Consider the following 16,866-nt stretch of genomic DNA (forward strand, 5'->3'; position numbering starts at 1 on the left):
TCGCGAACCATGCGCAACGGATCATAACTTTCCGTTAGACGGCACGGATCGGTGCACGGGTGCAGAAGAGGGGCGCACGGCCATGTGACCTTGGCCACGTCACCCGCTGTGGCCGGTGACCGGGACACCGTACGCTCGGCCCATGGTCATGTCGTTTCCACGCCAGTACGCCAGAACGCAGCGCTTCACCCTGGGCGCGCCGCGCGCGTTCACCGTGGCGCCGGACGGCTCCCGGGCCGTCTTCCTCCGCTCCGCCGGCGGCACCGACCGGGCGAACCGCCTGTGGGTGCTGGACCTCACCCCGGACGGTGGTCCGGAAGCCGCCGGGGAGCGCCTGGTGGCCGATCCGGCGGAGCTGCTCGGCGGGGCGGACGAGGAGCTCTCGCCCGAGGAGCGCGCCCGGCGCGAGCGGAGCCGCGAGGGATCGGCCGGGGTGGTCGGCTACGCGACCGACGCCGCGGTGGAGACGGCGGCCTTCGCCCTGTCGGGGCGGCTGTTCACCGCCGACCTGCGGACCGGGGCCGTACGCGAACTGCCCGTGCCCACCCCGGTGGTGGATCCCCGCCCCTCCCCCGACGGACGGCGGATCGCCTATGTGGTGGACGGCGCGTTGCGGGTCACCGGCCCGGACGGTCCGGACGGCCTCCGGGACGGCGGCGCCGACCGGGTGCTGGCGGAGCCCGAGGAGACCGGGGCGGGCCGCCGTACGACCTGGGGGCTGGCGGAGTTCGTCGCGGCCGAGGAGATGGACCGCCTCCGCGGCTTCTGGTGGTCACCCGACGGCACCCGGCTGCTGGCCGCCCGGGTGGACGACTCGGCCGTGCGGCGCTGGTGGATCACCGACCCGGCCAACCCGGGCAGCGAGCCCGCCGAGGTCGCCTATCCGGCCGCCGGCACGCCCAACGCCGAGGTGACGCTCCACCTGCTGGACCTCGGGGACACCGCGAACGCCGGGAGCACCGCGGACGCCGGGGCATCCGGCCGTACCGAGGTGGTCTGGGACCGGGCCCGCTACCCGTACCTGGCGCGCGTCCACTGGTCCGCCGCCGGACCGCCCCTGCTGCTCGTCCAGTCCCGGGACCAGCGCGATCAGCTGTACCTGACGGTGGACACCGCCACCGGCCGCACCGCGCCGCTGCACGCGGACGAGGACCCGGCGTGGCTGGAGCTGTTCCCCGGGGTGCCCGCGTGGACGCCCGACGGGCGGCTGGTGCGGATCGCGGACGAGGGCGGGGCCCGGGTGCTGCTGGTCGGGGACCGCCCGCTCACCTCCGCCGCGCTGCACGTGCGGGCCGTGCTGGACATCGGCGAGGAGGACGTGCTGTTCTCCGCCTCCGCCGGTCCGGACGCCCCCGGTGACGTCCCGGTGGGCGAGATCGCCGTGTACCGGGCCTGGTTCCGCGGCAGCGGCGACCAGGGCGGCTGGGAGCGGGTCTCGGGGGTGTCCGGGGTCCCGGAGGACGCGGGGCACCTCGCCTCCGCCGTCCGCGGCGGCGAGACGGTGGTGCTGTCCACCGCCGTCCCGGACCGTCCGGGCGCGCTGGTCGAGGCGCTGCGCCTGCCCGAGAGCGGCAAGGGCGCCCCCACCCCGCTGGCGGTCCTCGCCTCCCACACCGAGAAGCCGGTGCTGACCGCCCGTCCCCGGCTGCTGCGGGCGGGCGCGCGGGGCATCCCCACCGCCGTGCTGCTGCCCGCCGGCCACCGGGACGGCGACGGGCCGCTGCCGGTGCTGATGGACCCCTACGGCGGACCGCACGGCCAGCGCGTGGTGGCCGCGCACAACGCGTACCTGACCTCGCAGTGGTTCGCCGACCAGGGGTTCGCCGTGGTGGTCGCGGACGGCCGCGGCACCCCCGGGCACTCCCCCGGCTGGGAGAAGGCGGTCGCCGGCGACCTGGCCGGCGTCACCCTGGAGGACCAGGTCGAGGCGCTGCACGCGCTCGCCGGGAGCCATCCGCTGGACCTGGACCGGGTCGGCATCCGCGGCTGGTCCTACGGCGGCTATCTGGCGGCGCTGGCCGTCCTGCGCCGCCCGGACGTCTTCCACGCGGCCGTGGCGGGCGCGCCCGTGACGGACTGGCGGCTGTACGACACCCACTACACCGAGCGCTACCTGGGCCTGCCCGACGAGCGGCCGGCGGTGTACGCGGCCAACTCCCTTGTCACCGACGAGGGGTTGTCCGCACCGGCCGAGACCCACCGGCCGCTGATGATCGTGCACGGTCTGGCGGACGACAACGTGGTGGCCGCCCACACCCTGCGGCTGTCCTCGGCGCTGCTGGCCGCGGGCCGCCCGCACGAGGTGCTGCCGCTGTCCGGGGTGACGCACATGACCCCGCAGGAACAGGTCGCGGAGAACCTGCTGCTGCTCCAGGTGGCCTTCCTCAAGCGGTCGCTGGGCGTGGTCTGAGGGCTCCGTCCGCACCGGGGCGTGCCGCCGCACCGCCGCGGCGGTGCGTCCCGGGCCCTACGGCGCGGACGGGCCCACCGCCGCGTTCTCCTCCGCGGCGTTCTCCCTCGCTGCGTTCCTCTCCTCGGCGAAGTGGCAGGCGGAGGGATGCGCGGCCGGGGAGTCGCTGCCGGCGAAGCGCTCGGGCACCGCCAGCAGCGGCACCTCCTGCGCACACCGCTCCTGCGCCTTCCAGCACCGGGTACGGAAACGACACCCCGACGGCGGATCCGCCGGCGAGGGCACATCCCCCGACAGAATGATCCGCTCCCGCCGCTCCCGCCCCCGCGGATCCGGCTGCGGCACCGCCGAGAGCAACGCCTGCGTATACGGATGCGTCGGATGATCATAGATCTCCACATCCGTACCGACCTCCGCCATCTTCCCCAGATACATCACCCCCACCCGATCCGAGATATGCCGCACGATCGACAGATCATGCGCGATGAAGATGTACGACAGATCGAACTCCTCCTGCAGCCGCTCCATCAGATTCACCACCTGCGCCTGCACCGACACATCCAACGCCGAGACCGGCTCATCACAGATGATCACCTCAGGATTCAGCGCCAACCCCCGCGCGATCCCGATCCGCTGCCGCTGCCCACCCGAGAACTGATGCGGATACCGGTTGATGTACTCCGGATTCAACCCCACCACATCCAACAGCTCCCGCACCCGCCGCCGCCGATCCCCCCGCGGCGCCACCTCCGGATGAATATCGAACGGCTCCCCGACGATATCCCCCACCGTCATCCGCGGATTCAACGACGTATACGGATCCTGGAACACCATCTGAATGTTCCGCCGCACCGCCTTCAACGCCCGACCCGACAACCGCGTGATGTCCTCACCCTTGTACCGGATCTCCCCCGCCGTCGGCCGCTCCAGCCCCATCAACAACTTCGCCACCGTCGACTTGCCACACCCCGACTCACCGACGATCCCCAGCGTCTCCCCCTGGAACAACGCGAACGACACATCATCCACCGCCCGCACCGCACCCACCTGACGCCGGAACACCACACCCCGCGTCAGAGGAAAATGCTTCACCAACCCCCGCACCTCAAGAACCGGCTCGCCCCGCCCGGCCGGCTTCCCGACGGCGGCCACCGCGGCCTCCCCCGCCACCGCGGCCTCCCCCGCCACGGCGGAGTCCGGCGCACGGTCGGCGGAGGCGCCCTCCACCACGGCCTCGTCACTCTTCCTGATCTCAGCCATGGATGGTCTCCTCCCAGAAGTGGCAGGCACTGCGGCGCCCGGCAAGCTCGGTGCCGTCCGACTCGGTCACCCGGTACAACGGCGGCACATCCACCCGGCACACCTCCCGCGCCCGCGGACACCGCGGATTGAACGCACACCCGGACGGAATGCTCGTCAGACTCGGCGGCAGCCCCTGAATCGCGTACAACTCCCGCCCCTTGTGATCCAGCCGCGGAATCGAATCCAGCAGACCCCGCGTATACGGATGCGCCGGACGCTCGTACAACTCGTGCACCGGAGCCGTCTCCACGATCCGCCCCGCGTACATCACCGCGATCTTGTCCGCCACATCCGCCACCACCCCCAGATCATGCGTGATCAGGATCAACCCCATGTGATACTCCCGCTGCAACTCCGCCAGCAGCTCCATCACCTGGGCCTGCACCGTCACATCCAGCGCCGTCGTCGGCTCGTCCGCGATGATCAGATCCGGCTCCAGCGCCAACGCCATCGCAATCATGATCCGCTGCCGCATACCCCCCGAGAACTGATGCGGATAATCATTCACCCGCGCCCGCGCCGCCGGAATCCGCACCCGGTCCATCAACTCCACCGCCTTCGCCTTCGCCTCCCTCCGCGAAAGCCCACGATGGACCCGGAACATCTCCCCCAACTGAAAACCCACGCTGTACACCGGATTCAACGCCGACAACGCGTCCTGGAAGATCATCGAGATACGGGAACCGCGGATTCTGCGCCGTTCGTCCTCGGTCATCCCCAGCAGGTCCCGTCCCCGGAAGAGGACCTCCCCCCTGGAGATCCGGCCCGGCGGCATGTCGAGGATCCCCATGACCGCCTGCGCGGTCACCGACTTCCCCGACCCCGACTCCCCCAGCACCGCCAGCGTCTCCCCGGCGGACACCGAGCAGTCCACCCCGTTGACCGCCCTCACCAGGCCGTCCCGTGACGCGAACTCCACGTGCAGGTCGCGGACCTCCAGCAGCGGCCCGCCGTCCCCGCCGCCGGTTTCCCTCCCCGGGACCGGGGCGGTCTCGTCGATGGTGGTCACGTACGCCTCCCTCAGCGCAGCTTCGGATCGAGGGCGTCGCGCACGGCGTCGCCGAGCATGATGAACGCCAGCACCGTGACGCTCAGCGCGGCGGCCGGATAGAGCAGGATGTGGGGCGCGTTGCGGAACTGCATGCCGTCGGAGGCGTTGGAGATGGCCACTCCCCAGGAGACGGTCGGCGGCTGGAGCCCGATGCCCAGGAAGCTCAGGGTGGCCTCCAGCGCCACGTAGGTGCCCAGCGCGATGGTGGCGACCACGATCACCGGCGCGACGGCGTTCGGCAGCACGTGGCGCAGCAGCACCCGCCCGCTGCCGGCGCCCAGCGCCCGGGCGGCTTGCACATAATCCGCCTCCTTGACCGAGACCACCGAGCCGCGCGCGATCCTGGCCACCTGCGGCCAGCCCAGCAGCACGATCACCAGGACGACCGGCCAGATCCCGGCGGCCTTGATCATGGCCAGGAAGACCAGGCCGCCGAGGACGATCGGGATGCCGAAGAAGACGTCGGTGAGCCGGGAGAGGAGGCCGTCCGTCCAGCCGCCGAAGAACCCGGCCAGACCGCCCAGCGTCCCGCCGACGAGCGCGGTCCCCAGCGTGGCGCACACGGCGACCGCGATGGAGGCGCGGGCGCCGTACACGGTGCGGGCGTAGACGTCGCAGCCCTGGGCGTCGAACCCGAACCAGTGGCCCGGGACGGGGCCGCCGAGCGATCTGCCCAGATCGCACGAGAGGGGATCGCGGTCGGTGAGCAGACCGGGCCACAGGGAGACGGTCACCAGGAAGAGGATCAACAGGGCCGAGACCAGGAAGACCGGGTTGCGGCGCAGGTCGTACCAGGCGTCCGACCACAGACTGCGGGCCTCCCCCCGGCGCCCCTTCCTGCGGTGCGCTCCCCGCGGCCGCCGCCGTCCGCTCCGGCCGCCGCCGCGGCCGCCCGGTCCGTGCCCGGCCGGACGGCCCGCGGCGGGGTCGGTCCCGGCGGCCCCCGGGTTCAGGGTGACGCTCGCGCCGGCGGCGGGCGGGCCGGGCGCGGGCGGGCCGTCGGGCAGCGGGCCGAAGCGTGGTTCAGGCATACCGGATCCTCGGGTCGAGCACGGCGTAGAGGAGGTCCACGAGCAGGTTGGCCAGCAGGAAGACGAGGACGAGGATCGTCACGAAGCCGACCACTGTCGGGGAGTTCTGGCGCAGGACGCCCTGGTAGAGCTGGTAGCCGACGCCCTGGATGTTGAAGATCCGTTCGGTGACCAGGGCCCCGGCCATCAGGCTGCCGACATCTGCGCCGAGGAAGGTGATCACCGGGATCAGCGAGTTGCGCAGCAGGTGGTGGGTGACCACCCGGCGCTCCGGCAGGCCCTTGGCCCGCGCCGTGCGGACGTGGTCGGCCCGGGTGTTCTCGGCGACCGAGGTGCGGGTGAGCCGGGCGATGTAGGCCAGCGAGACCAGCGCCAGGACCGTGCCCGGCAGCAGCAGTTCGCCGAACGTGGCCTGCGAGCTGACGGCCGGGCTGGTCAGCGGCCACTTCACGCCCAGCAGGAACTGCAGGGTGGCACCGGTGACGAAGGTCGGGACGGAGATCACCACCAGGGTCAGCAGCAGCACCGAGGTGTCCACGGCACGGCCCCGGCGCAGCCCGCACACCACCCCGAGCAGGATGCCGATCACGATCTCGATGACGATCGCGACCAGCATCAGCCGCATGGTGACCGGAAGCGCGGTGACCATCAGGTCGACGACGGGCCGGCCGTTGAAGGCGGTGCCGAAGTCGCCGCCGAAGATCTTTCCGAGGTAGAGCAGGTACTGCTGCCACAGCGGTTTGTCGAGGTGGAACTCGGCGCGCAGCCGGGCGGCGGTGGCCGGGTCGGGGGCCCGGTCGCCGAAGAGGCCGGCGACCGGGTCGCCCAGCGCGTAGACCATCACGAAGATCAGGAGGGTGGTCCCGGTGAACACCGGGACCATCTGGAGCAGTCGGCGGATGACGTAGCGCCCCACTGGGGTGCCTCCTCGTCGGGCGGGTCCCGTCGGGCGGATCGCCGACGGGAGGGGGCGTCAGACGACCTCGATGTCGGTGAAGACGGGGACGGAGAAGGCGTTGAGCTTGACGTCGCGCACCCGGTCGGAGTAGCCGGCGGTGCCGTTCTGGTACCACAGCGGGACGGCCGGGAGGTCCCGCAGCAGGAGCTTCTCCGCTTCCCGGAAGAGGTCGACCGCCTCCTTCCCGTTGACCGCGTTGGCCCGGTCGAGCAGCTCGTCGAACTTCTCGCTGCTGTATCCGGAGTCGTTGGAGGAGGCGTTCGTGTAGTACAGCGGCTGGAGGAAGTTCTGGATCAGCGGGTAGTCCATCTGCCAGCCGGTGCGGAACATGCCGGTCATCTCCTCGGCGACGACGTCCTTGCGGTAGTCGGCGAAGGTGCCCACCGGCTTGACCCGGCAGGCGCCGCGGTCGTCCAGGACGTTCTTGATGCTGTTGCAGACGGCGTCCATCCACTGGCGGTGCGAGCCGGCGTCCACGTTGGAGGTGAGGGTCACGCTTCCGCCGGGCAGTCCGCCCGCCTCCTCGATGAGTCTCCTGGCCCGCTCGGGGTCGTAGTCGCAGGTCTGTCCGCACAGCCCTTCGGCGTAGCCGCCGTCGGGGCCGAGCACGGGCGAGGTGAGGTCGGTGGCCGGGACGCGGGTGCCGTGGTAGATCCGCTCGGTGATCGACTTCCGGTCGATCGCCATGGACAGGCCCTGGCGGACCTTGCGCGCGTCCTCGCCCTGCCACTCCTTGCGGTAGAGGGGGAAGCTCAGGGTCTGGATGATGCCGGCGGGCTGGTTGACGTAGCGGCCGTCCAGGTCCCGTTCGGCGTTCTTGAGCTGGGAGGCGGGGATGTCGTCGGCGATGTCGAGGTTGCCGGCCTGGAGGTCGGTGTAGGCGGTGTTGCTGTCGGTGTAGACCCGCAGTTCCACGCCCTCGTTCCGGGCCTTGTCCGTACCGCTGTAGTCCTCGTTCCGGGACAGGCGCATGACCTGGCCCCGGGAGTACGAGTCGATCTTGTACGGGCCGTTGCCGACCGGTTTCTCCAGCCATGCCTCGCGGTCCTCGAAGAAGGACTCGGGCAGCGGCGCGTAGGCGTTGTAGCCGAGGGTCTGGGGCCACAGGGAGAACTTCTGGCTGAGCCGCACCGTGAAGACGTAGTCGCTCAGCGCCTTCAGTCCGGACATGGTCTCGGCCGTCGGCTTCGCGCCCTCGTCCGCCGGGTGGACCTCGTCGTAGCCCTCGATGTACTGGAAGAAGTACGAGTTGATCTGGTTGTTGGTGACCAGGGCGCCGTAGTTCCAGGCGTCCACGAAGGAGCTCGCCGTGACCGGTGTGCCGTCGCCGAACTTCCAGCCCTTCCTGAGGGTGACCGTGAAGTTCTGCTGGTCCTCGGTCTCGATCGACTCGGCCACGGCGTTCACCGCCTCGCCGGTCTCGGGGTCGTAGCGCTTGAGGCCCCGGAAGATCATGTCGAGGACCTTGCCGCCCTGCACCTCGTTGGTGTTCGCGGGTTCCAGCGGATGCTGCGGGTCGCCCCACGAGGCCCGTACCACTCCGTTCCCGGCACTGTCGGCCTCCCCGCTGCCGCAGGCGGTGGCCGGCGCGGCCAGGAACGCCACTGCCGCGATGGCCCCGGTGAACCGTTTGGTTCGGCGCATGAGGTGTCTCCCTGGGTCCCGGCTTTTCTTCCCATAAGACCCATATCACCCCATCGACACCATTTTCCCGTACACCCGGGCGGATACGCGGAGTGCGCCCGGAGAACCCCCCGGATGCCGGACGGCCGCCCCCGCCGGGAGGTGTGTGCGCGGCCCCGGGGCGCACACATGCGCCGGGGCGCCCGGACCGGTCGGTCCGGGCGCCCCGGCGGTGGTTCGGGCGCCGCGCCGCGTCTCAGGCGGCGTGCACCACGTCCTTCTCCTCGGCGAAGTGGCAGGCGGAGGGATGCGCGGCCGGGGAGTCGCTGCCGGCGAAGCGCTCGGGCACCGCCAGCAGCGGCACCTCCTGCGCACACCGCTCCTGCGCCTTCCAGCACCGGGTACGGAAACGACACCCCGACGGCGGATCCGCCGGCGAGGGCACATCCCCCGACAGAATGATCCGCTCCCGCCGCTCCCGCCCCCGCGGATCCGGCTGCGGCACCGCCGAGAGCAACGCCTGCGTATACGGATGCGTCGGATGATCATAGATCTCCACATCCGTACCGACCTCCGCCATCTTCCCCAGATACATCACCCCCACCCGATCCGAGATATGCCGCACGATCGACAGATCATGCGCGATGAAGATGTACGACAGATCGAACTCCTCCTGCAGCCGCTCCATCAGATTCACCACCTGCGCCTGCACCGACACATCCAACGCCGAGACCGGCTCATCACAGATGATCACCTCAGGATTCAGCGCCAACCCCCGCGCGATCCCGATCCGCTGCCGCTGCCCACCCGAGAACTGATGCGGATACCGGTTGATGTACTCCGGATTCAACCCCACCACATCCAACAGCTCCCGCACCCGCCGCCGCCGATCCCCCCGCGGCGCCACCTCCGGATGAATATCGAACGGCTCCCCGACGATATCCCCCACCGTCATCCGCGGATTCAACGACGTATACGGATCCTGGAACACCATCTGAATGTTCCGCCGCACCGCCTTCAACGCCCGACCCGACAACCGCGTGATGTCCTCACCCTTGTACCGGATCTCCCCCGCCGTCGGCCGCTCCAGCCCCATCAACAACTTCGCCACCGTCGACTTGCCACACCCCGACTCACCGACGATCCCCAGCGTCTCCCCCTGGAACAACGCGAACGACACATCATCCACCGCCCGCACCGCACCCACCTGACGCCGGAACACCACACCCCGCGTCAGAGGAAAATGCTTCACCAACCCCCGCACCTCAAGAACCGGCTCGCCCCGCCCGGCCGGCTTCCCGACGGCGGCCACCGCGGCCTCCCCCGCCACCGCGGCCTCCCCCGCCACGGCGGAGTCCGGCGCACGGTCGGCGGAGGCGCCCTCCACCACGGCCTCGTCACTCTTCCTGATCTCAGCCATGGATGGTCTCCTCCCAGAAGTGGCAGGCACTGCGGCGCCCGGCAAGCTCGGTGCCGTCCGACTCGGTCACCCGGTACAACGGCGGCACATCCACCCGGCACACCTCCCGCGCCCGCGGACACCGCGGATTGAACGCACACCCGGACGGAATGCTCGTCAGACTCGGCGGCAGCCCCTGAATCGCGTACAACTCCCGCCCCTTGTGATCCAGCCGCGGAATCGAATCCAGCAGACCCCGCGTATACGGATGCGCCGGACGCTCGTACAACTCGTGCACCGGAGCCGTCTCCACGATCCGCCCCGCGTACATCACCGCGATCTTGTCCGCCACATCCGCCACCACCCCCAGATCATGCGTGATCAGGATCAACCCCATGTGATACTCCCGCTGCAACTCCGCCAGCAGCTCCATCACCTGGGCCTGCACCGTCACATCCAGCGCCGTCGTCGGCTCGTCCGCGATGATCAGATCCGGCTCCAGCGCCAACGCCATCGCAATCATGATCCGCTGCCGCATACCCCCCGAGAACTGATGCGGATAATCATTCACCCGCGCCCGCGCCGCCGGAATCCGCACCCGGTCCATCAACTCCACCGCCTTCGCCTTCGCCTCCCTCCGCGAAAGCCCACGATGGACCCGGAACATCTCCCCCAACTGAAAACCCACGCTGTACACCGGATTCAACGCCGACAACGCGTCCTGGAAGATCATCGAGATCTTCCGTCCCCGCACCCGGCGCCGCTCCTCCTCCGGCAGCTTCAGCAGGTCCCGGCCCTGGAAGAAGATCTCCCCCTTCGGGATCCGGCCCGGCGGCATGTCGAGGATCCCCATGACCGCCTGCGCGGTCACCGACTTCCCCGACCCCGACTCCCCCAGCACCGCCAGCGTCTCCCCGGCGGACACCGAGTAGTTCACCCCGTTGACCGCCTTGGCGACACCGTCCCGGGTGTGGAACTCCACATGCAGGTCGCGGACCTCCAGCAGCGGCCCGCCGCTGCCGGTCTCCGGCTCCGGTACGTACTCGGTCTTGTCGATGGTGGTCACGTACGCCTCCCTCAGCGCAGCTTCGGATCGAGGGCGTTGCGCACGGCGTCGCCGAGCATGATGAACGCCAGCACCGTGATGGAGACCATCACGGCGGGGGACAGCAGGACGAACGGCGCGTTCCGCAACTGGTCCTTGCCCCGGGAGACGTCGCCGCCCCAGGAGACCGTCGGCTCGGACAGGCCGATGCCCAGATAGGACAGGGTCGCCTCGGCCGCGATGTAGCCGCCGAGCGCGATGGTGGCGACCACGATCACCGGCGCGACGGCGTTCGGCAGCACATGGCGCAGCAGGATGCGGCGGGTGCCGGCGCCCAGGGCCCGGGCGGCCTGCACGTAGTCCGCCCCCTTGACCGAGATCACCGAGCCGCGCGCGACACGGGCGACCTGGGTCCAGCCGAGGAACGCCAGCGCCAGGGTGACGATCCAGACGGTGCGCACGTCGAAGACGCTGAGGACGACCATGGCGCCGAGCAGGAAGGGGATGCCGGCGAAGGTGTCGATGACGCGCGACAGCAGGCTGTCGAGGATGCCGCCGAAGTAGCCGGCCAGCATGCCGACCAGACCGCCGAAGACGGTGACCAGCAGGGTCACGGAGACACCGACGAGCACCGAGGCGCGGGCGCCGTACACGACGCGGGCGTAGATGCTGCGGCCCTGCCCGTCGTAGCCCAGCCACTCGGGCGCGAAGAAGTGGGTGAGCTCCGGCTCCTGGAGGTAGTGGTTCGTCAGGTCGCCGTAGCGCGGCGAGGCGCTGGTGAACAGCCCCGGCCAGGCGACCATCACCATCAGGAGCGCGATGATGACGGCGGAGAACACGAAGAGCGGGTTGCGGCGCAGGTCGTACCAGGCGTCGGACCACAGGCTGCGCGGCTTGCCGACCGTACCGCCCAGGCTGCCGACTCCCTTGTCGGGCTCCACCGCCAGCGAGGCGGGTGCGGCGGGGACCCGGGGTCCCGTCACCGGTTCGGTCTTCTTGGTCAGATCAGGCATAGCGGATCCTCGGGTCCAGTACCGCGTAGAGCAGGTCGACGATCAGGCTGGCGCAGAGGTAGATGATGACGATCAGACTCGCGATGCCGACCACGGTCGAGCCCTCGCGCTGGATCAGCGCCTCGTAGACGGCGTCACCGATGCCCTGGACGTTGAAGATGCCCTCGGTGACGATCGCACCGCTCAGCAGCGCTCCCAGGTCGGTGCCCAGGAAGGTCACCACCGGGATCAGCGAGTTGCGCAGCAGGTGGACTCCGACCACCCGGCGTCGCGGGAGCCCCTTGGCGATGGCGGTGCGGATGTAGTCGGAGCGCAGGTTCTCCGCGATGGAGGTGCGGGTGAGCCGTACCACATAGGCCAGCGACAGCGCGGCCAGCACGATCGCCGGCATCAGCAGTTCGCTGAAGTCCTCCGAGTTGCGCACCGTCGGTGTGGCGACGCCCAGTTTGAACGCGAAGACGAACTGGGCACCGTAGCCGAGCACGAACGAGGGCACCGAGATCAGCAGCAGCGTGAAGACCAGCATGCCCCGGTCGAGCAGCGTGTCGGCCTTCAGACCGGCGATCACGCCGAGGGAGATGCCGACGAGCACCACGAAGGTGAAGGCGAACAGCGCCAGCCGGATCGTCACCGGGAGGGCGTCGGCGATGATGTCGCCGACCGGTCTTCCGCTGGCGATCTGGGTGCCGAAGTCGCCCTGGAAGAGCCCGGTCAGATAGTTCCAGTACTGCTGCCAGAGCGGCAGGTCCAGACCGAGATCCTGCTTGATCTGGGCGATCTGGGCCTCGTCGATGGCCTGCTCGCCGTACAGCGCGCGCACGGGGTCGCCTGGCAGGCTGTACATCATCAGGAAGATCAGCAGTGTCGAGCCGATGAACACCGGGATCATCTGGAGCAGTCGCCGTACGACATAGCGCCCCATGTTTCCTCCATTGGTTGCGGACAGGCCCCAGGGGCCGTCCCGCTGTGGCGGAAACGGCCCCCGGATGCCTCCTCCGCCGCCCGCCCTCGCACGGAGGCGGGCGGCGGAGCTGGCCGGATGCGGACGGACCGCGGGCGGACTACTTGACGGTGACCTCGTTGACCACCAGGTCGCCGTGCCAGTCGACCTTCACGTTCTCGACGCGGTCGCTGTAGCCGGCGTTCAGCTTGTAGTTGAACATCGGGATGGCGGGCATCAGCTCGGCCATCTTCTGCTCGGCCTCCTGGTAGAGCTTGATCGACTCCTCCAGGCTCGCGGCGCTGTCGCCCTTCTCGAACAGGGCGTCGATCTCCTTGTTGGAGAAGCGGCCGCTGTTGGCCTCGGCCTTGGAGTGGTAGAGCTCCCGCATGAAGTTGACGTTCAGCGGGTAGTCCGCCACCCAGCCACCGCGGTACATGCCCTTGACCTTGTTGGCGTCGCGCAGGTCCAGGTCGGTCTGGAAGTCCGGCTTGGAGTCCGGGATGCACTCCACACCGGTGTTCTGGCGGATGTTCTCGCAGACCGCGGTGACCCACTCGGCGTGGCCGCCGTCGGCGTTGAACTGGATCCAGATCTTGTTGCCCGGGATGCCGCCGCCCTCCTCGACGAGCTCCTTGGCCCGCTTCGGGTCGAACGTCAGGCTCGGGGTGTCGAGGTCCTGGTTGCCCTTGACCTGCGGCGGCGTGAAGCTGGTGGCCGGCTCACGGGTGCCGTTGAGGACGGTCTTGGCGATCGTCTCGCGGTCGATCGCCATCGACAGGCCCTGGACGACCTTGGGGTCGACGCCCTTGAAGGGCTTGCTGTAGTAGGCCGGGACGATGCTCTGCACCGCCGCGTACGGCTGCTCGATCGCGCGGTCGCCCAGGTCCTGCTTGTACTTCGGCAGGTCCTTGGGGCCGATGGTGCGGACCATGTCCAGGTTGCCGGAGATCAGCTCCTGGTAGGCGGCCTCGACGGTCGAGTAGTTGACGAACTTGATGCCGTCGTTGTGGGCCTTGTCCTCGCCCTTGTAGTCCTTGTAGGCGGAGACCTGGAACAGCTTGTTGTGGTCCCACTTCTCGAACTTGTAGGGACCGTTGCCGACCGGCTTCTCGCCGAAGGCCTTCGGGTCCTCGAAGGCGACGCTCGGCAGCGGGGCCCAGGTGGTGTAGCCCATCTTGTACTCGAAGTACGGGACCGGCTTGCTCAGCTCGATGGTGAAGGTGAGGTCGTCGACGACCTTCAGCCCGGACATCGTCTCGGCGGTCGGCTCGCCCTTCTCGGGGTGCACGTCCTCGTAACCGGCGATGTCGGAGAACCAGAAGCTGTTCTTCTGGTTGTTCTTGATGTTGGCGGCCCAGTTCCAGGTGTCCACGTAGGACTTGGCGGTGACCTTCTCGCCGTTGTGGAAGGTCCAGCCGTCCTTCAGCTTGACCGTCCAGGTCTTGGAGTCCTCGGTCTCGACCGACTCGGCGTTGAGGTAGACGATCTCGCCCTCGTTGTCGAACTCCAGCAGCTGCGTGAAGAGCGCCTTGACCAGGTAGGAGCCGTTGCTCTCGTTGGTGTCCGAGGGGATCGGGGCGTTCTGCGGCTCACCGACCTCGATCGAGACGTAGCCGTCGCCCTTGCCGGAGTCCGACGTGTCGCCGCTGTCGCTGCCACTGCAGGCGGTCGCGGCCAGAGCCACGACTATCGCGCTTGCGACCCATTTGGCGCTCTTGGCACCGCGCATGGGTATGCCTCCTCAGGAGTCCACTGTCTGTACGGACGGTCCGCCGCCGTTCCGGCCGGCTCGGCCGACCTCGGCGGGAACCGCTGTCACGAGTCAGCGCGGTCGGTGCGCACGCTCCTCGATCCGAGCTCGATGACACTCAACTATTGGGCAATCAGCGCGCGTAAACCACTGCCCAGGGGTCTCGTTTTGGTCACATCCCGTACACCTTGATGTCCGAAATTCGGACAAACCAATCCGTTACAGACGCCCGCGAACCGGACGGTTGGCACGACTTTCAGGACAGGCACTCCGCATTACGGACACAATGTGAGTAAAATCGCTTGACGGATTCGCGCTCACCGATATACGGAGCGCAGTCGTGGTAAACGCAACCGTACCGGAAACCAACCGGTCGGTAACCCCCGAACGCGGACAGGCGCCGCGCCTCCGCGTACGGAGGTGCGGCGCCTGTCCGGACCGGGCCGACCCGGGCGGCGGCTCAGCGCTTGGCGCGGGAGGCGGCGCGGGCGCGCTCCTTCTGGTCCAGGGCGACCTTGCGGATGCGTACGCTCTGCGGCGTCACCTCGACGCACTCGTCCTCGCGGCAGAACTCCAGGGACTGCTCCAGCGACAGCTTCCGCGGCGGCACCAGGTTCTCCGTGGTGTCCGAGGCGGCCGCCCGCATGTTGGTGAGCTTCTTCTCCTTGGTGATGTTGACGTCCATGTCGTCGGAGCGGGAGTTCTCCCCGACGATCATGCCCTCGTACACCTCGGTGCCCGGCTCGACGAAGAGCGTGCCGCGCTCCTGGAGGTTGAGCATCGCGTACGCCGTCGCCACCCCGGCCCGGTCGGCGACCAGCGAGCCGCTGTCCCGGGTGCGCAGCTCGCCGCACCACGGCTCGTGCCCCTCGTGGATGCTGTGCGCGATGCCGGTGCCGCGGGTCTGGGTCAGGAACTCGGTGCGGAAGCCGATCAGCCCGCGCGAGGGCACCACGAACTCCATCCGGACCCAGCCCGAGCCGTGGTTCGTCATCGTCTCCATCCGGCCCTTGCGGGACGCCATCAGCTGGGTGATCGCGCCCAGGTGCTCCTCGGGCGCGTCGATGGTCATCCGCTCGACCGGCTCGTGCACCTTCCCGTCGACCTCCTTGGTGACCACCTCGGGCTTGCCCACGGTCAGCTCGAAGCCCTCCCGGCGCATGGTCTCCACCAGGATGGCCAGCGCCAGCTCGCCGCGGCCCTGCACCTCCCAGGCGTCGGGCCGCTCGGTGGGCAGCACCCGCAGCGAGACGTTGCCGATCAGCTCGCGGTCGAGGCGGTCCTTGACCAGCCGGGCGGTCACCTTGTGCCCCTTGCCGCCCTTGCCGACCAGCGGCGAGGTGTTCGTCCCGATCGTCATCGAGATGGCCGGCTCGTCCACCGTGATCAGCGGCAGCGCCACCGGGGTCTCCGGGTCGGCCAGGGTCTCGCCGATCATGATGTCGGAGATGCCCGCGACCGCGCAGATGTCGCCGGGACCCGCCTCCTCGGCGGGCTTGCGGGTGAGTCCCTCGGTCATCAGCAGCTCGGTGATCCGCACACTGTGCACCGAGCCGTCACGCTTCATCCAGGCCACCGTCTGCCCCTTGCGCAGGGTGCCCTGCTTCACCCGGCACAGCGCGATGCGGCCGAGGAAGTTGTCGGCGTCGAGGTTGGTGACATGCGCCTGCAGCGGGGTGTCCGCCTCGTACACCGGGGCCGGGACCGTCGCCAGCAGGGTGGAGAAGAACGGCTCCAGGCTGTCGCTGTCGGCCGGTACGGTGCCGTCCGCCGGCTTGGTCAGCGAGGCCACGCCGTCCCGGGCACAGGCGTAGACGATGGGGAACTCGATCTGGTCCTCGTCCGCGTCCAGGTCCAGGAAGAGGCCGTAGGTCTCGTCGACGACCTCGGCGATCCGGGCGTCGGGGCGGTCGGTCTTGTTGATGCACAGGATGACCGGCAGCCGGGCCTGGAGCGCCTTGCGCAGCACGAAGCGGGTCTGCGGCAGCGGTCCCTCCGAGGCGTCCACCAGCAGCACCACCCCGTCCACCATGGACAGGCCGCGCTCGACCTCGCCGCCGAAGTCGGCGTGGCCGGGGGTGTCGATGATGTTGATGGTGACGGGCTCGCCGCCCTTGGGGTGGTACCTGACGGCGGTGTTCTTGGCGAGAATGGTGATGCCCTTCTCGCGTTCCAGGTCGCCGGAGTCCATCACACGGTCGTCCACCTGCTGGTGGGCCGCGAAGGCGCCCGCCTGCCGGAGCATGGCGTCCACCAGGGTGGTCTTGCCGTGGTCGACGTGGGCGATGATGGCGACGTTACGAATGTCGTGGCGCGTGGGCATACTGGGGGTGCTTCTCCC

12 protein-coding genes are annotated in these 16,866 nt (G+C 69.4%); 1 reads left to right on the plus strand and 11 read right to left on the minus strand.

Annotated features, from left to right (window positions below; translation table 11 throughout):
* Positions 1-142: 142 nt before the first annotated feature.
* On the plus strand, positions 143-2,410 hold the full coding sequence (locus V1L54_RS07320; RefSeq protein WP_330117061.1) for a S9 family peptidase: 2,268 nt from the start codon (positions 143-145) through the stop codon (positions 2,408-2,410).
* A gap of 57 nt (positions 2,411-2,467) precedes the next feature.
* On the opposite strand, the gene V1L54_RS07325 is transcribed toward V1L54_RS07320, so the two are convergent.
* The 11 genes from V1L54_RS07325 to typA form a co-directional block, all read right to left on the minus strand.
* Complete coding sequence (locus V1L54_RS07325; RefSeq protein WP_330117062.1) at positions 2,468-3,670, minus strand: ABC transporter ATP-binding protein; 1,203 nt, start codon at positions 3,668-3,670, stop codon at positions 2,468-2,470.
* Entirely contained in the window at positions 3,663-4,721 is a 1,059-nt protein-coding gene (locus tag V1L54_RS07330) for an ABC transporter ATP-binding protein (RefSeq protein ID WP_330117063.1), read from the minus strand. Before V1L54_RS07330 ends, V1L54_RS07325 begins: the two co-directional genes overlap by 8 nt.
* Positions 4,722-4,732: 11 nt before the next feature.
* Positions 4,733-5,794, minus strand: a complete 1,062-nt coding sequence (locus V1L54_RS07335; protein WP_330117064.1) for an ABC transporter permease — start codon at positions 5,792-5,794, stop codon at positions 4,733-4,735.
* On the minus strand, positions 5,787-6,710 hold the full coding sequence (locus V1L54_RS07340) for an ABC transporter permease (RefSeq protein ID WP_330117065.1): 924 nt from the start codon (positions 6,708-6,710) through the stop codon (positions 5,787-5,789). Before V1L54_RS07340 ends, V1L54_RS07335 begins: the two co-directional genes overlap by 8 nt.
* 57 nt (positions 6,711-6,767) lie before the next feature.
* Complete coding sequence (locus V1L54_RS07345) at positions 6,768-8,396, minus strand: peptide ABC transporter substrate-binding protein (RefSeq protein WP_330117066.1); 1,629 nt, start codon at positions 8,394-8,396, stop codon at positions 6,768-6,770.
* 235 nt (positions 8,397-8,631) lie between these two features.
* Complete coding sequence (locus tag V1L54_RS07350; RefSeq protein ID WP_330117067.1) at positions 8,632-9,795, minus strand: ABC transporter ATP-binding protein; 1,164 nt, start codon at positions 9,793-9,795, stop codon at positions 8,632-8,634.
* Positions 9,788-10,840 carry an ABC transporter ATP-binding protein gene (locus V1L54_RS07355; protein ID WP_330117068.1) on the minus strand — a complete coding sequence of 351 codons (1,053 nt, stop codon included), beginning with the start codon at positions 10,838-10,840 and terminating at the stop codon, positions 9,788-9,790. Before V1L54_RS07355 ends, V1L54_RS07350 begins: the two co-directional genes overlap by 8 nt.
* Positions 10,841-10,851: 11 nt before the next feature.
* Positions 10,852-11,832: an ABC transporter permease gene (locus V1L54_RS07360; RefSeq protein ID WP_330117069.1), complete on the minus strand. Its 981-nt coding sequence runs from the start codon at positions 11,830-11,832 to the stop codon at positions 10,852-10,854.
* A complete protein-coding gene (locus V1L54_RS07365; protein WP_330117070.1) occupies positions 11,825-12,754 on the minus strand; it encodes an ABC transporter permease in 930 nt (309 codons plus the stop codon). Before V1L54_RS07365 ends, V1L54_RS07360 begins: the two co-directional genes overlap by 8 nt.
* Before the next feature lie 139 nt (positions 12,755-12,893).
* The gene (locus V1L54_RS07370; RefSeq protein ID WP_330117071.1) at positions 12,894-14,504 is read right to left on the minus strand and encodes a peptide ABC transporter substrate-binding protein; all 1,611 of its coding nucleotides are present in this window, start codon (positions 14,502-14,504) and stop codon (positions 12,894-12,896) included.
* A 481-nt stretch (positions 14,505-14,985) separates the two neighbouring features.
* Positions 14,986-16,848 (minus strand): translational GTPase TypA, encoded by a 1,863-nt coding sequence (gene typA / locus V1L54_RS07375; RefSeq protein ID WP_330117072.1) that lies wholly within the window; start codon positions 16,846-16,848, stop codon positions 14,986-14,988.
* Positions 16,849-16,866 lie beyond the last annotated feature (18 nt).

The sequence above is a fragment of the Streptomyces rubellus genome (assembly GCF_036323805.1).
Taxonomy (GTDB): domain Bacteria; phylum Actinomycetota; class Actinomycetes; order Streptomycetales; family Streptomycetaceae; genus Streptomyces.

Coding starts and splice junctions, on each gene's coding strand:
- V1L54_RS07320 (WP_330117061.1), top strand. CDS start 143: ATGGTCATGTCGTTTCCACGCCAGTACGCCAGAACGCAGCGCTTCACC.
- V1L54_RS07350 (WP_330117067.1), bottom strand. CDS start 9,795: ATGGCTGAGATCAGGAAGAGTGACGAGGCCGTGGTGGAGGGCGCCTCC.
- V1L54_RS07335 (WP_330117064.1), bottom strand. CDS start 5,794: ATGCCTGAACCACGCTTCGGCCCGCTGCCCGACGGCCCGCCCGCGCCC.
- V1L54_RS07345 (WP_330117066.1), bottom strand. CDS start 8,396: ATGCGCCGAACCAAACGGTTCACCGGGGCCATCGCGGCAGTGGCGTTC.
- V1L54_RS07365 (WP_330117070.1), bottom strand. CDS start 12,754: ATGGGGCGCTATGTCGTACGGCGACTGCTCCAGATGATCCCGGTGTTC.
- V1L54_RS07370 (WP_330117071.1), bottom strand. CDS start 14,504: ATGCGCGGTGCCAAGAGCGCCAAATGGGTCGCAAGCGCGATAGTCGTG.
- typA (WP_330117072.1), bottom strand. CDS start 16,848: ATGCCCACGCGCCACGACATTCGTAACGTCGCCATCATCGCCCACGTC.
- V1L54_RS07325 (WP_330117062.1), bottom strand. CDS start 3,670: ATGGCTGAGATCAGGAAGAGTGACGAGGCCGTGGTGGAGGGCGCCTCC.
- V1L54_RS07360 (WP_330117069.1), bottom strand. CDS start 11,832: ATGCCTGATCTGACCAAGAAGACCGAACCGGTGACGGGACCCCGGGTC.